We start from the raw sequence: 218 nt of genomic DNA on the forward strand, positions 1-218 counted from the left end.
GGACTTGGTCAGCGTGATTGCAGGCGCAGCCGCCAACGGCGTCGAGGTGCCGTCGGGGTCAGAAACCGTTGCCGTGGTGGCACCCGGTGCAGTACCCGATGCGGTTGCCGTGTTATCGACCTTGCCGGCATCGACTTCGGTCTGCGTGATGGTGTGCGTACCAGTACACGTCGTCGATGCACCCGGAGCCAACGTCGAAGCAGCACAGGTAGCCGCCG

General features: G+C 64.7%; 1 protein-coding gene. It reads right to left on the reverse strand.

The features are described from left to right. Positions 1–218: DUF7507 domain-containing protein (locus V3390_RS10195; protein ID WP_331704364.1), on the reverse strand; the 218-nt coding region annotated here is incomplete at both ends.

It is taken from the genome of Aquilutibacter rugosus, from assembly GCF_036541335.1.
Classification (GTDB): Bacteria; Pseudomonadota; Gammaproteobacteria; order Xanthomonadales; family Xanthomonadaceae; genus Aquilutibacter; species Aquilutibacter rugosus.